17 protein-coding genes are annotated in these 14,349 nt (G+C 47.5%); 3 read left to right on the top strand and 14 right to left on the bottom strand.

What is annotated here, in order from left to right:
- Nucleotides 1-23 precede the first annotated feature (23 nt).
- The 12 genes from BM318_RS12750 to BM318_RS12695 all read right to left on the bottom strand — a co-directional run bounded on the left by BM318_RS12750 (nt 24) and on the right by BM318_RS12695 (nt 7,803).
- Complete coding sequence (locus BM318_RS12750) at nt 24-932, bottom strand: sugar phosphate isomerase/epimerase family protein (RefSeq protein WP_177218314.1); 909 nt, start codon at nt 930-932, stop codon at nt 24-26.
- A gap of 36 nt (nt 933-968) precedes the next feature.
- Complete coding sequence (locus BM318_RS12745) at nt 969-1,622, bottom strand: DUF6090 family protein (RefSeq protein WP_092982968.1); 654 nt, start codon at nt 1,620-1,622, stop codon at nt 969-971.
- Nucleotides 1,623-1,633: 11 nt separating this feature from the next.
- Nucleotides 1,634-1,999 (bottom strand): DUF2200 domain-containing protein, encoded by a 366-nt coding sequence (locus tag BM318_RS12740; protein WP_092982967.1) that lies wholly within the window; start codon nt 1,997-1,999, stop codon nt 1,634-1,636.
- A gap of 6 nt (nt 2,000-2,005) precedes the next feature.
- Entirely contained in the window at nt 2,006-2,443 is a 438-nt protein-coding gene (locus BM318_RS12735) for a hypothetical protein (RefSeq protein ID WP_143099985.1), read from the bottom strand.
- Nucleotides 2,444-2,472: 29 nt separating this feature from the next.
- Nucleotides 2,473-2,907: a hypothetical protein gene (locus BM318_RS12730; RefSeq protein ID WP_092982965.1), complete on the bottom strand. Its 435-nt coding sequence runs from the start codon at nt 2,905-2,907 to the stop codon at nt 2,473-2,475.
- Between the two features lie 86 nt (nt 2,908-2,993).
- Nucleotides 2,994-3,629 (bottom strand): hypothetical protein, encoded by a 636-nt coding sequence (locus BM318_RS12725; protein WP_092982964.1) that lies wholly within the window; start codon nt 3,627-3,629, stop codon nt 2,994-2,996.
- Nucleotides 3,630-3,636: 7 nt separating this feature from the next.
- Nucleotides 3,637-4,488, bottom strand: coding sequence for a DUF2911 domain-containing protein (locus tag BM318_RS12720; protein ID WP_092982963.1), 852 nt, complete (start codon nt 4,486-4,488; stop codon nt 3,637-3,639).
- A 19-nt stretch (nt 4,489-4,507) separates the two neighbouring features.
- The gene (locus BM318_RS12715) at nt 4,508-5,698 is read right to left on the bottom strand and encodes an MFS transporter (RefSeq protein WP_092982962.1); all 1,191 of its coding nucleotides are present in this window, start codon (nt 5,696-5,698) and stop codon (nt 4,508-4,510) included.
- A gap of 45 nt (nt 5,699-5,743) precedes the next feature.
- Nucleotides 5,744-6,196 (bottom strand): hypothetical protein, encoded by a 453-nt coding sequence (locus BM318_RS12710; protein ID WP_143099984.1) that lies wholly within the window; start codon nt 6,194-6,196, stop codon nt 5,744-5,746.
- Between the two features lie 38 nt (nt 6,197-6,234).
- Nucleotides 6,235-6,795, bottom strand: a complete 561-nt coding sequence (locus BM318_RS12705; protein ID WP_092982960.1) for a hypothetical protein — start codon at nt 6,793-6,795, stop codon at nt 6,235-6,237.
- 60 nt (nt 6,796-6,855) lie between these two features.
- Complete coding sequence (locus BM318_RS12700; RefSeq protein WP_092982959.1) at nt 6,856-7,296, bottom strand: Dabb family protein; 441 nt, start codon at nt 7,294-7,296, stop codon at nt 6,856-6,858.
- 63 nt (nt 7,297-7,359) lie between these two features.
- Nucleotides 7,360-7,803 carry a DUF1572 family protein gene (locus BM318_RS12695; protein ID WP_092982958.1) on the bottom strand — a complete coding sequence of 148 codons (444 nt, stop codon included), beginning with the start codon at nt 7,801-7,803 and terminating at the stop codon, nt 7,360-7,362.
- Nucleotides 7,804-7,867: 64 nt separating this feature from the next.
- On the opposite strand from BM318_RS12695, the gene BM318_RS12690 reads away from it, so the two are divergent.
- Nucleotides 7,868-9,016 (top strand): DUF819 family protein, encoded by a 1,149-nt coding sequence (locus tag BM318_RS12690; RefSeq protein WP_092982957.1) that lies wholly within the window; start codon nt 7,868-7,870, stop codon nt 9,014-9,016.
- A gap of 8 nt (nt 9,017-9,024) precedes the next feature.
- Here BM318_RS12690 and BM318_RS12685 read toward each other — a convergent pair whose 3' ends face one another.
- Nucleotides 9,025-11,505: an alpha/beta hydrolase family protein gene (locus tag BM318_RS12685; protein ID WP_092982956.1), complete on the bottom strand. Its 2,481-nt coding sequence runs from the start codon at nt 11,503-11,505 to the stop codon at nt 9,025-9,027.
- Between the two features lie 72 nt (nt 11,506-11,577).
- Nucleotides 11,578-12,414 carry a helix-turn-helix domain-containing protein gene (locus BM318_RS12680; protein WP_092982955.1) on the bottom strand — a complete coding sequence of 279 codons (837 nt, stop codon included), beginning with the start codon at nt 12,412-12,414 and terminating at the stop codon, nt 11,578-11,580.
- 142 nt (nt 12,415-12,556) lie between these two features.
- On the opposite strand from BM318_RS12680, the gene BM318_RS12675 reads away from it, so the two are divergent.
- Nucleotides 12,557-13,543 (top strand): phytanoyl-CoA dioxygenase family protein, encoded by a 987-nt coding sequence (locus tag BM318_RS12675; protein WP_092982954.1) that lies wholly within the window; start codon nt 12,557-12,559, stop codon nt 13,541-13,543.
- Nucleotides 13,544-13,546: 3 nt separating this feature from the next.
- Nucleotides 13,547-14,341, top strand: coding sequence for an SDR family NAD(P)-dependent oxidoreductase (locus BM318_RS12670; protein ID WP_092982953.1), 795 nt, complete (start codon nt 13,547-13,549; stop codon nt 14,339-14,341).
- Nucleotides 14,342-14,349 lie beyond the last annotated feature (8 nt).

The raw sequence follows: 14,349 nt of genomic DNA, 5'->3' as shown, positions 1-14,349 counted from the left end.
GTTTAGGGAATTTGAGCAGGGTGTTAAAGGAATTGCTGAAGATGTTCCTTGAGATAGGCCGCGCTCACGCGAGCGCTGGTCATGGAATCGACAGTGAAATTCCCCCCTTGTTCGATATAGTAGTATTCCAGCCCGGAGGATTTCGGGTCGGGCAGGAGCTGGGTATAGTCAATGCTTCCGTTTCCCAATTCGGTATAATCGTCGGTTTCCTTATGCATATCCTTAATATGCCACATCACAAAGCGACCTCGGTGTTTATCGATGATTTCTTGCGGGGTATAATCCGAAGACCGGGCCAGCCAATACATGTCGAGCTGCAATTTTACCACACGCTCATCTGTTTCGCTGGTGATGATATCATATCCTGTGGTTCCTCCTAGGTCTTCAAATTCATAACCGTGGTTGTGATAGGCGAGCACCAATCCGGCAGCACGAATCTGTTCGCCCATCATGTTCAGGAATTGGGCGCAGCGTTTAAACCCGTCCGCATTTCGCAGATCCTCGGCGAGCCAGGGCCAGGTTATGTATTTGCTGCCAACTGCCAAGGCACCCTCAATACATCGGGAGGTGTAATCCCTGATATTATCGAGCGGCTGTGCCAGGAAATCGGAAAAAGGATAGTGGCCACTGCTTACTGAAAGCCCAAGATCATCCAGGATGGTTTTGAACTCTGAAGCCGCATAGCCGTAATAGGTGCCGTTTTCTGCATCGAAGCCGTAGTGCTCGAAATCTTCATAACCCATAGCCTGTAACGCTTTCAGGGTTGCTAATGGGTCTTTTGCCATCTCGTCCCGTATGGAAAATAACTGATACCCCATTTTGAATTTGGGCTCAGGTCGGGTGAATGATTCTTGCAGGGGGAAGGCTGAAAATGGCAGGCAGGCTGCTGCCCCGGCTTTACCGCTCAGGGACAGAAATTCTCGGCGTATCATAGGTAGCTTTAATTATCCCTTTTAAAGGTAGGGAAATTATCGAAGGGCACCTAGGGAATCCAATTGCTCTAGGAGCATTTCGGCTTCCTCCCGGATATATTTATAGCTATCCACCTTCTGATCGACCAGAAGCTTGTAAATGATCACGCGATTCTTCAGGGGCGTAAGCTCCGTCGCGGATTGAATATCCATGTTGGAAATGTCTGCATTATCGGCAACCCAGGGTAGCATTTCTTCCATGAGATAGTCTACCTGTGCCTGGCTTTTTAATGAGCTTTCCAGCACCATCCCGTCGAAGTAATCGCTGAGGTGTTTCTGGAGCTTAAGATTGTCTACTAATCCCAATTTCCCTGAAGCTTTCATTGAATTATAGGAGGAAGCGGTAGGTACGTAGTTCTGCACTTGAAAAATTGAGGGAAGAAATTTATTAACGCGTTCGATATTTTCTGAATCCATTGCGCTGATTAACGAATCCAGTTGTTGTTGATGCTGCTGATTTACCGGGATTTGATATTCCTCATAAGACTGAACATCCTCTCGTAAATCATTCGCAAGTGCTTGCATTAACTCCCTGGCTTCTCCACGCTCACGGTTGGCAATGGATTTTTCGTTAATCCAAAACGCCAGCAACACCCCGAGGATAACACCCACGAAATTAAACAGCTGGTTAACGAGATCCTTTTTTTTCATTGTTCTGGCGATTAAGCCGTTCTGAGAATTTTTTCCATTTTTCGTCCTTTGGCTAGTTCGTCTACCAGCTTGTCCAGGTAGCGGACCTGACGGGTCAATGGCGTTTCGATTTCCTCAATACGGTAACCGCAGATTACCCCTTTGATCAAATGGGCATTCGGATTCAGTTTGGCCTGATCAAACACTTCCTCGAATGTTGCCCCGCTGGAATTAAAGGCTTCAATTTTCGCAGCATCAAAACCGGTGAGCCATTGTATGACCTGGTGCAACTCTTCTACGGTCCTTCCTTTCTTTTCCACCTTGGTGACATAGTGGGGATAAACCGACCCGAATTTCATGCTTGCGATACGCTGATCGTGCTCCGGTGTAGTGCTCATGACGCTTTACTTTTTCCTGAAAATAGTATAAATCCAGTGGCTCAGCAAAATAAGTACGGGCAAGATAACCGTGGTATAGGACAACCTCCAGAACCAAATGCTGGCGCGATCACTGCCTCGGAATTCCTCCTGACCTCTGAAACTGAAAGAGAGGTTTCCAGCCAGCAAATAAGCAAGGGGAACCCAAAGGATAGCGAGTACAATTGCGAATTTCAACAGGCGGGAAAACCATATTTCCGCTGGTTTTTCCGGCTTGCGGAACGATTGGTTACCCCAGTAAATGGCCAGTGGCACAGCAATTAACCCCAGCCATGTCAACAAGGTACCCAGGGGTAAACTACCCGCTTCATCTAAAGCGATCATCAAAACAGAAGAACCTGTGATAAGGAAGAAAAGCACTATGGCTATTATCAAGAGGCATGTAAAGAGGTAAATTTTTCTCATTGTCATTATTGTGTTACTATTCGATGGTATTAGGCACCCAATTCCCGTTTCAATTCTTCCGCTGAGGGTCTCAGAAATGCCATATAGAGGATAAGCAATATTCCAAATACGATGAATTCGGGTTTCAGGAAGAGCAGGATAAATGCGGCGCCTTCCAGAACAGCCCAGCGAACCAAACAGGCCGTTTGGTAGGCAGCAAAGTGATTTTCCAACTTGATCGGCTTCCTAACATCGGCCAATTCATTTCCCTTGAGAAGAATTTGCTTAAAAAGCATGCGACTGGCTAAAAAAGCAAATAGCGGAATAAGGATAAATACCAATGACTCGGATGCTACCTCCGGAAAATCAAAGAGGTTTGCGAATTGTTCATTGCCCATGAAATAGTATGCCAGGGACACCCCCAGCACCAAGGCACCATGAATTATTTTTAGCGGTTTGAACTTTTCGTAGAGCTGGGTTTCCATTAACGGAGGATTGGTTTAGCCCCCAATTTAGATAATCCCAGCAAAATAGAAAGAACTACAAGTTCAGCGAATATGCCTCGCTGAAGTTAGTTTACCGAAAAGAAAAATTCCCGTTGCCGTTGCCGCACATTCGGAATGGTAGCGATAATTCCACATGATTCCAGGCCAACTCGAAAGGGATTATTCTCAATGGGATAGTTTGCAAGGATCGGGTAATTGAGATCACTGTTTCGGAATTCTATGAAGTCATCCCAGCTGATCATATAATCACCCGTGCGAGAGGGCACCAATCCTATCCGATAGCGAAATGCGGATTCCCCCTGGTTTAAATCCCCGCCGAAGATCACACTGGCTTCAGGGCAAGCGCCCAGAAAATCGATGCTTCCGGTTTCGGGGACTATCACGAACTCCTCTACGGCTTGAATGGTGTTGCTTTGACCTATAGCTTCCTGCAATCTCATAATAGTGATAACATCGGCGGGTGGATTTTCAAGGAATTCTATGGAGTCCCCGCTAATTCGATCAAAATAGTTGGTACTGGCCCGCGCACTGATCCAAAGGGTATCTGTCAAACCAATCTGAGGACCTTCGGTAAGACTTATTCGGAAGTTTTTGGGCGCCAGGTCAATGTCCGTGGGCTCATCTATGGGGTCGCAAAAGGCAGCTAAAAGAAGTGAGGCCAGGCAGCATAGCGCGAGTAATTTTCGAGTATTCATTTTCATAGTAAAACTATTGTTGTGAAATAAGCTGCTCCAAGCGGGCTATGTCGTTTCTCCAGTATTGTTTTTCTTCTTGCCTCTCCTCCTCTTCCAAGGCTATTTTGGCGATTTCAAGGGCCTTATCCAGCATCCCCTTGTCTTCATAAAGGCCTATTTGAATACTCCGTGAATAGCCGCGATTACCATTGCGTTCCAGCGCCATGGTTGTCAGTGTATAGGCATCGTCCCACCGCAAATCCATCATTCGCAAATGATCGGCCGCATCATTATACTGATCGGGAATTGTCTCTATGCCGGTAAGTAGCTGGGTGTCGATATAGGCCATCATTTCCGGATTGGTGCTGGTTTCTACAGGGAAAGCCACCAATGTATTTTCCCAGGAAATAGCCACTATCCCATTATTGGAAGTCACATCAACGTCCAAAGACATGGATTCGTAATAGCGTTGGGTGGTTTGCGGAACTACCTCAAATCGAATCATATCCTTCTGGGAATCATAATCGTACGCGCCGTACAAAGTGGTGTCGCGGTTCAGGATTACGGTCCACCGATCTGGATTTGGGATGGTAAACAGGGAGTATTTACCCGCAGGTACTTGGGAGCCATTGATCCGGACATCTCTATCAAAAGCAATGGTGGTGTTTTCGCCGGCTCCGGTACGCCAAACTTCATCCCAGGGGACCAGTCCACCGAATATTTTCCTCCCCCGAACGGCTGGCCTTTCGTAAGAAATGGAAAATTTCGTGTTTCCCACCTGCTGGGTCACGGTACCGAGAGGGCTTAGGGAAGGAAATTTATGTTGGGCTTTAAGGGATACTGTACCCAGTAAAATCATAAAGGTGAAACCGAAGAATACTTTCATCTGTGAGTTTTTAATGCTACTATTTTTTTGAAGTTTTCATGGCGAGTAAGCCAAAGAGGGGACCCAACCCTAAGATAAGATAAATGGCCGTTGAATCCGATCGGGTATGTAATGCCGTCAGGAGTTGTATACTGACTATGGTGATGGCAAACCCAATACAATTTACAATCGTCAAGGCGGTTCCCCTATTGGCGGCCGCTGCATTACCTGCGACCAGGGTGGAAAACAACGGAGAATCTGCAATGACTACCATGCCCCAAATAAGTAAGAAAAGCAGTAAGAGCAAATAAGAGGATTGTGATAGTATCCAAGGGGAAAGCAAACAGCAAATCCCAGAGGATAAGAGCGCCAGGAAGGCAATGCGCCGTGGACCGAATTTCAGTGATAAGTAGCCGCCCAATACACAGGCAATTCCCCCGATTCCGATAATAATGTACGCAAGTACGGGGATAGTAAGCGAAGGTTGCTGCCCCCCGGGCCAGCCCAAATCCCGGCCTGCGCTAAAGTCGGTCAGGATCACCGGGACAAATGTCCAGAAGGCATAGAGTTCCCACATGTGACCGAAATATCCAAAAGCTGCCTTGCGAAATTCAGGTTTTTTGAACACCCTGGAAATCGTATTGAGTTGCAAGCCCTGGCTGGCCTTTCGAAAGGGTCCGTCCGGAATGAGTGTTAAAATTAAGGTGCCACCGAGTACCGCTAGCCCAGAGATCGTGAAAATCACTGTTTGCCAGCCGATCGCAGTGGTCAGGTCTTTGAGTAAATGGGGCAGGGCCGTCCCCAGGACAAGGGCTCCCACCAGGTAACCCAGGGATTTTCCCAGGCCTTTATCAAAGTAATCCGCGGCGATTTTCATTCCTACGGGATAGATGCCCGCGAGAAAGAAGCCCGTTAAAAAGCGAAATACTAATAAAGACCCCAATGTGTTTCCATCCCACAGTACCCCAAGGTTGGCGCCCGCTCCCAGCAAGGCGCTTAAGATAAACAATCGCGAAGGAGAAAAGCGATCGGCCAGGGTAAGGATCGCCGTTACCAGGGTACCGGCTATAAATCCAAACTGTACGGCTGAGGTAAGATGCCCCAAAGCATTGGGAGCAAGTCCAAATTGATTAATCAGATCGCCGATTACCCCATTTCCAGCGAACCATAGGGAGGTACACAGAAATTGTGAAACTACAATTACAGGCAGGATATGTTTTGCGGGCTTCACCGCATCTAAGCTAGTAATTATCCTGCTTAAGGTGGTAAATCGGCCTTATGGAAAAGCCTTCTCCAGTGCATGGGCCAAATCCTCCGGGGCGGCAGTACCGAGCATTACCGATTTTTTTTGTCCACCAACTTCATAATACACCCGGACCGCTTGTAGTCCCTGAATATTGTACAAAACACCCTCAGGAGTATAGCGTATCCCTAAGCCCCAGTACCATTTGGTACTGATGGATTCTGTTCGATGCACCTTATCAATCGGAAGAAAAATTCGGATTATTCCGATACCGTAGGTAATGCGCACGCCTTCGGGTGTAAGTTCCAACTGCATGCGAAAGAATAGCAACAGGATAATGAAGATCAGACCATAGGAAACTAGAAAGGGGGTGGAAGTAAGTACTTGTACTCCTTTACCCAAAAATGCCGGTATACTGATTAGCGCGACAAAAACACACATGAATACTATAAATAAGGTGCCTATCTGCGTTTTTTTATATCCCATATTCAGCGTTGGTTTTGATCGATTTATGCTATTTCCTGCTATTCCTCACTTCCCGATAACCTTCCTTTACCGAAATAGATCAGGGCAAAGGCCACCAAAGTTAACCCATATCCGGAAACCAGTCGGTTTGGTACCGGGATGAGGTTCCATAAAATTAGGCTGGCAAATACCAGTACGGCAATGCCCACTTTACGTGTTTTAATGTAATCCAGTGCAATCAACAACAGCCCTACATTGAAAACCTTGGAACTTGACCCGTAGATCATGAAGGTATCCCAAATCGACGGGGCCTTGGATATATGTTCATAAAATGCGTTGCGACCTTCCTGATCCGGATAGCTCCAGAAAATAAAATCGAGTACGCACATTCCGATAATTCCGACAATTCCTACAATAGTTAGCGGAACACCCACATACCCAAAATTTTTCTTGGTATGCGTAATGACCTGCGGAATCAGTAGGACGGCCCCGACCAGGAGAAACCAATGTGCAAAGTCAATAGGTTCCTGAGCATTGACGTAGGCCTGGCCTTTGGCCAGAAGGGTTTGTCCAATAAGGAAAAATAAGATGCCGAGTAAAAAAAGGATTCGGTTAAGCATGGGAAGGTTTGATTGATGATTCCTATCTGTCAAAGAATCGCCCTGATTGTTACATCGTATTTAATTATTCCAGTAATCCACCACAAGAACATCTTCGATATGCGGACCGGCTATGTCGCCGAAGGCCTTGTGATCAGGGTGGGGGAGGTAGGTATCCCTGGCCGCTTCACTTTCAAAAGTGAGGAAGAAGCAGTGCGTAAAACCTTTATCCAAACCTTCCGGACTATTGTTGGTTCCCCATTCAAAACCTACGATTTCAGGGATTTTGTTGGGTAGGTCAGCGAAGGCAGCCTCCACGGCTTGGATATCCTCAGGGGTGCTGGAGTCTTTAAACTTAAAAAGGACAACATGGCGGAGCATTTTTTCAGGGGCTTTGGTTTCTGTTTGCGTCATATCTGAATCAGCCGATATGGGGTCTTCCGATTCTTTGACGTTGGTATTACTTTCCCCGCAAGATGCCAGCAGGCAAATCGCGAATAGTACTAAAATGTTAGTTTTCATTGGATTGTAATTGTAAGTGGGGTAGCAACGGAGATAAGATACGCAAATTTGGCGGCAGGGGAATCAGTCCAACAATCTCCTGTGGTAATTGATCTGACCCAAATGATAATTGAGATGAGTCGCCAAATGAATCAGCGTAAATTCCATTGGGGTAGGTTCTTTCCAAATCTGAATAGGGAAATCACCTTTCATCTGCTCCTCGGTCACTGCGCGCAGCCCGGCCTGAACTACAGGAATGGTATCGTCGATCTGCCTGAGAAGTGTCTCACGCGGGACGTGCTTATCGGCGAATTCCCGATCTCTTTGACGAACGTATCCCGACCTGGCCAGGCCTTCACCGATATACGCGTTGAGGTTTCCCACCAAATGCAAGCATAGGTTACCGGCGGAATTGGAAATGGATTGTTCTACGATCCATAGGTTTTCTTCCTCCTTGTAGCTTTCAATTTCGGTCTTTAAACGGAGTAGATCCCGGGTGAAGATTTTTTCTAAGGCGTGGGTGACCATATGATTTTTTTGATTTTGGAGCTACACTTAACAATTTACAAAATCCTTTAACTACCTTGTCCCCATGGGTGACCAAGGTTTGCTTTTGGTGGCATGCGGGGTGACAATAACTACCCTGGCTTTTGTTCTCTGGATCGGCAAGGTAAACCGACGCTGGGTGAAAGTAGTTCTGGATTGGTTCCCGGCTATCCTTTTTGCCTATGTTATCCCCGCCGGATTTACCCATCTTTTTCAAATCGATTTGAGCCAGGTAGCCCTGCACGATTTCAGTCGCAACTGGATTATTCCACTTACCATTCTCACCGTGATGAGCGCGCTTTCGCTACGCCAGCTTCGAATCGTGGGGATGAAACCCATTATTGTATTTGGAGTTGGTTCCCTGGTGATTGCCACCCTGCCGGTACTCCTTGTGCTGCTTTTTGGGTGGATGGATGGAGCGCAGAAAGAGTTGTTTTTAACCGATGCCTATTGGAAAGGATTGGTCCCGATTGTAGGGGGTTGGATTGGAGGAAGTACCAGTCAGCTAGTGCTGAAAGAGCTGGCGGAAACCCCGGAATCGCTGTTCCTGTCGATCCTTGTTCTGGATAATATCCTGGTAAACATCTGGACCATCCTGATGTTTCAGTTTATCAAGCGATCAGAGGCTTTGAACAGGGCCTGGGGTATCGATTCGGAAATACCAACTGTTGAGCCTCCGCCAAAATCAGAAGCCAGCCTCAGGAAAACCAATACCATTACCCTTGGGGTAATCGTAGCGGTAATGGTAGGGTGTTATTTTATCCCAATGTCCTTCCTGATGAGCGTGGTGGTGCTCTCAATCCTTGGTTTATTGCTGGGGAACCTGATCCCCGATTGGAATCACAAGCTCGTCCTGCGTATTGCTGGTATAACCATCGTTTTGATCATGGCAATCCTGGGGCTGAAACTCAACTTTTCCAACTTGTCCCTACCCGGAAGTTTAGTGGTTTTGGTGATTATCTGGCTAATCCTGCATTTCTTATTCATGTTGGGGACCGCCTGGCTGCTGCGGACGAATATAGCCTGGGTCGCTATTGGGAGTATGGCCAACCTTGGGGGAATTTCCACAGCTCCGGCCGTAACTTCGGCCTATAAGCAAGAGCTTATGCCACATGCCATAGTATTGGCTATTCTAAGCATGGTAACCGGAACCAGCTGGGGCATGCTTACCATTTACCTGTTCAACTTGCTGTAGTCTCGCAACTATTCGGTCGATAAGGCTTTGGTAAACCCGACGTGATCAATGATTATTACCCCTTTAGGACTTCGATCAAAAACGAACTCTATTCGGCGGATAGCAGTGGGATCAAAATCCGGGTTGGAGGCCGAGAGGATCGCCAACGGGAAATAATAGCTCTGAAATACCTTCTCAGACTGTTTCCGCTTAAAAGCAAAATCAACCTTAGCAATTACTACCTCTACCTGCCGTTTCAGGGGCGTAAACCGACTTAAGGGGAAGGAAAGGCGTTGTCCGGTGCTGTCCGTTAATTGTATTGTCAGGTCTAGCGGAGGCGCTGCTTTCTCGGTTTTGTCGCCTGCGTCTTTCTCTTCTGCATCATCTTCTCCTTCTTCTTCCTCAGCGGCTTCCTCTTCACTCACATTGGCATTACCCGATTCTGAATTCTCATTGTTGGCTTCCTCCGCGTCTGTGTCTTCGCTTTCATTTTCTTGATTCGCCACCCATTTCCCCTGGGATTTGGGATTGGAGGATTCCTTGGATTCTGCCAGGGAGAACACCAAGGCAGCTGTAGAATCGAGTTGCTGAAGGGGTAAATCCAGGGTATACCGGGCAATAGCACTATCCGCAACAATGCCACTGAGGGTCTCGGCTGTGGAATCCTGTTCGGCTTCCTCAAGGTCATAATGCCATCCCACAAAGGCCGCACGACTCCCTTTTTTGTTCCATTTCAGGCGTATTTCTTCCTCCCGCCATACCGTCAGGTTCTCCGAGCTTATGCTGCCCGAAGGAATGGAGGTGGAACTCAAGTCAAAATCCTCATCAAACGAGCTTACCAGCCGGGTTTCCGAATCTTCGAATTGATTGAAATAGTGGGTATCGGGAAGCCAATCCGCCAGTAGTCGCGCATCCATAAAGAGGGGCAGGTACTCCTTTTTTGCATTCAGGGAAGCTTCGAGGAACCCACTGATGTACACTTCTGCAATTTGGCGTTGTTCTTCTGCCGGCAGGAGCTGTTTAAAATTCAATAGTCCTTCAAAGGGGCCGACCAGGTCGTTCTTCCCCCAGCTGGTATTGAACTGTCCGTGATTCGCCCCTACAACATATAGCCCGGATTTGAAATGGTAACTGCTATCTGTGAATTTTATTCGCTCGTATTGCTGAGATCCGGCAAAGGAGCTTACATCGGCATCCTGGGCACCATGCATTACCAAATAATCGACATTTTCAAAGGCTGTACCCGCTTTACCAGGTTCGTACTGTCCGTCTACGGGTGCTATGGCTACAACCCCTTTGAGGTTAAAATTGTAATCAAAGCGCTGAGCCGCATCGTCCGGGTAATAGGGCAGGGCATTGAACATGGCAGCAATAGCCACAGCTTCGCCACCTCTGGAATGCCCAATGAGCGCCAGTTTATCCGTATCAATTTTCCCCTGGAAAATATGGCCATCGGTCTGATTCCAGGTGTGCCATTGCTTGAGATGTTCCAGAAGTAACCAGGCCCGGGCATCATTTTCTTCCTCCAGCCCGCCAAAAATGTCCAGTAGGGTGGAATTAATAAAATTTTCATCTACCGAGGCGAGAATAATTCCCCTTGAGGCAAGCAGCTCCCCCAGATACGCATAGCCGGGATCTGAAAAGTCCTGCATATGGTGGTTCCCATGGACAATGAGGGCCAGGGGGAAGGGTCCATCGCCTTCCGGGTACCAGACCCGTGCATTTAAGGGAAGTGCCCGGGAATCGAAGCCCCAGTATTTGGTACGCCACCAACCCGTAAATCCACTCCAATCATCAATAAAGGCCAGCCCATTGACCGAATCGGTGATGATGTCGGCCGCTTCCCCGAATTCCGGACGGCGCAGGTCCTTTCCACTACCATAGGTCAGGGTCTTTACTGTGTAGGGGCCTTTTAATGCGGGCGAGGCCGTGGGTAAGTCAAAAAAGTCTGTTGCCGCTGGCTCTTCTATAGCGCTTATGGGTTTGACATCAAATCCGGATTTACTGTAGAAAATCCCCAGGGTTATAAATCCTCCCAGTCCAATGACAAGACCCAATAAGGTGATGATTTTTTTGGGTATCGAAAGGTTGCGGAATCCCGTTTTGCGCAAAACCCAGAATGCTGCTCCCAGAAGGGCGCTTAATCCTAACAACACCAGACCGATGGGCCTGCTTATGGCAGCCAGGGAAAACATAAAACCGGCAAGACTTATCCCAACCAAGAAAAAGCGAGGGAGTTTGGCGATACGAACCAATAGCCAGTGTCCTGCCCAAAATGCCAGGAGGGCTGCCAGTAAAAATCCGACGAAAAAAGCAACGAGCCAGGGATCCCCCACATTGAGGAATAAGAGGAAGTAGAATAATAACCAAAACAGGCCGCCAAGGACCAGGCCGCCGATTGCTGCTCCTTTGAGGGCATTACTGCCGGGGGTAATCCGTGTTATTTGTTTTTGAAGCCAGCGATAAATGCGCTGATAAAGCGATACTATTCTATTCTTAATGGAGGGCATTGGTTGGGTTGGATTGCTATTAAAGGAATGCCGGGGGACTGCACGAGAAAAGATACGTAAAATTCCCTGGGATTACCGTTTTCGAAATTCGCTTGGATTCTCGCCGGAAATCTTCTTGAACACCCGGTTAAAGTACGACAAGCTTTGAAAGCCGGAAGCATAGCAGGCATCGCTTATGGAGTTTCCGGCCATCAAGTGCCGTTTGGCGTGACTTACTCGGTAACGATTCAGAAATTCGACAAAGGTATAGGTGGTCATTTTTTTGAAATATCGGCAGAACGCCTCTCGGGTCAACGCGCATTCTGAAGCGATCTCCTCCAAATCAATTTTGCGATGGTAATTGTTATCGATAAAGGCATGTACGAGGTGTAGTCTTTCCTGTTCCCGTGAGCTGATCGTATTGCGGTAGGGGCGTTCATGTAAGTATTCTACGGTATTGAGTTGCGCCAGATCTCGTAAAATTTCCATTAAGCAAAGGAATTGTGTAAAGTCCTCCTTCTGCGCCAATTCAAATAATCGTTCCCCGATATCGTGTTTGTCCGGCCCGGTAAATGCAATTCCGCGAGCCGAAGCCTGAAACAGCTTTTCAACAGGCTGAAGTTCCGGGGCGCTCGAAAAATGAGATTCTACAAACTCTTTATTCAGGTGCAGGACTACTTTTTCATAATCGGTTTGTACCCCATAGTCAAAATTCAGGTGTGGTATGTTCGAACCTATCAGGACCAGATCACTTCCCGCGTAGTCTGTAATATGTTCTCCTACGTGTCTCTTGCCATGCGCATTGCGGATATAAACCAATTCGTATTCCGGATGGAAATGCCAAAAGAACAAATCGCTCAGCCTGGGATTTACCATCATGCTGAAGGAACTGTTTATGCTGTTGGTGATCGTCTCAAGTTTAACCTCCATATAGCATTATATTACTAATAAATCAGCATTAAAATATGAATAATATCAATATAGTACAAATAATGGTTAAATCACGTAAAATTCCTGGAGGGTACAGTCCTGAAATTTGTATCAGAAACAAAAAGAAAGGATCATGATAGCAATGCAACAACAAGAAAAGTCAAAAGCAGCCCCAACAAAGATCAAGGATAACCAACACACGGATATCCCAGGTAACCCTTCAACTGCAAAAAGCAGCAAGCAGCAATTGCGCAAAGAGGCCACTGCAGAATCACTTCGCGTACTGACTATGGAAGATTGGAAATTCTGGAAGGAAAACGGATACATTGTCATAAAGCAAGCGGTTCCGCGCGAGCAGGCCAAAAGAACAGCAGACTTCCTCTGGGAGTTCGATGAAAAGGATCCAAATAATCCTGAAACCTGGTATACTGCTCCCAGGGCAGATATCGCCATGAAGGAATTGGCGGGAACCGGAATGGTGGAGGTTTACAATAATCAATACCTCTGGGACAATCGGCAGACCGAGCGCTTGTATAACGCATTTGTAGATATTTGGGGGACCGAGAAACTTTGGGTTACCATAGACCGGGCAAACCTGAACTTCCCGATTCGTCCGGGACACGAATACAAAGGATTTATCCACTGGGATTATGACCCGGAAACCAAACCACAGAATGTGCAGGGGGTCTTGGCCCTGGCCGATCAGACCGATGAAAATATGGGAGGTTTTCAGTGTATTCCCTGGCTATACCGAAACTACGACAGCTGGAAGTTGACCCAGCCAGAGGACAGGGACCATTTCAAACCCGATATCACCGGATTGGAAGATAAACTGGTAAAAGTGCCACTGGAGGCTGGAGATCTCCTCATCTTTAATAGCTCACAACCACACGGAATCCGTGCCAATAATTCCGGAGATAAGGTTCGCATTGCACAGTATATTTCGATGATGCCAGCTCAGGAAAACGATCAGGATTTAAGGGATTGGCGAATCAATTCCTGGAGGGAGCGAATCGCTCCGGAGGGATACGCGTTTCCAGGTGATCCCAGAAAATGGGAGCAAACCCGATATGAAAAAGCTAACTTGAGCGAGCTCGGGGAAAAACTCCTGGGTCTTCGAAACTGGTAAACGATGGATTTAGGATTAGCGGGTAAGCAGGTTTTTATTAGTGGATCGACGGCCGGAATTGGCCTGGCCGTCGCCAAAGCCTTTTTAAAGGAAGGCGCAGCAGTTTTAGTTAATGGACGTAAACAAGCCACGGTCGATCAGACGGTGGCTTTGCTGCAAGAGGAATTTCCAGGACAGCAGGTAGGGGGTGCAGTTGCTGACTTTACCGATCCGGATTCCATTGCGCGATTAATCGATGACCTACCGCTAATCGATATTCTCATAAACAACGTTGGTATCTATACGGCTCAGTCTTTTTACGAAGCAACGGATGCCGATTGGACGCGCCAGGTGGAGGTAAACCTGATGAGTGGAGTACGCCTTTCCCGGGCATTATTACCAAAGATGCTCGAGCGCGATTGGGGTCGAATACAGTTTATATCCAGCGAATGCGCTTCCCTTGTTCCCGAAGACCTGATCGCTTACAGTACCACAAAAGCGGCCTTGCATGCGCTTTCCCGAGGTCTGGCCCAATTGTGCAAGGGTTCCGGAGTAACGGTAAACACCTTCATGCCGGGATCGACCATGACCGAAGGGGCTGCAGTTTTTCTGGAGCAGCTCGCTGCGGCGAGGAATACTTCTCCCGAGAATGCCGAAAAAAGTTTCTTTACTGAAGACCGTCCGGCATCGCTGTTGGAGCGCTTCGCTGATGTCGCGGAAATTGCCAATACGCTGGTGTATTTTGCAAGTCCGCTGTCCAGTGCTACCAATGGCGCGGTTATAAAATTGGAAGGCGGCAGTACCGGGGGATCCCTTTGAAAAGAATG

Source organism: Robiginitalea myxolifaciens (assembly GCF_900115205.1).
GTDB classification, from domain to species: Bacteria; Bacteroidota; Bacteroidia; order Flavobacteriales; family Flavobacteriaceae; genus Robiginitalea; species Robiginitalea myxolifaciens.
Note: the sequence above shows the minus strand (reverse complement) of the source record. Positions and strands in the feature narration are given on the sequence as shown.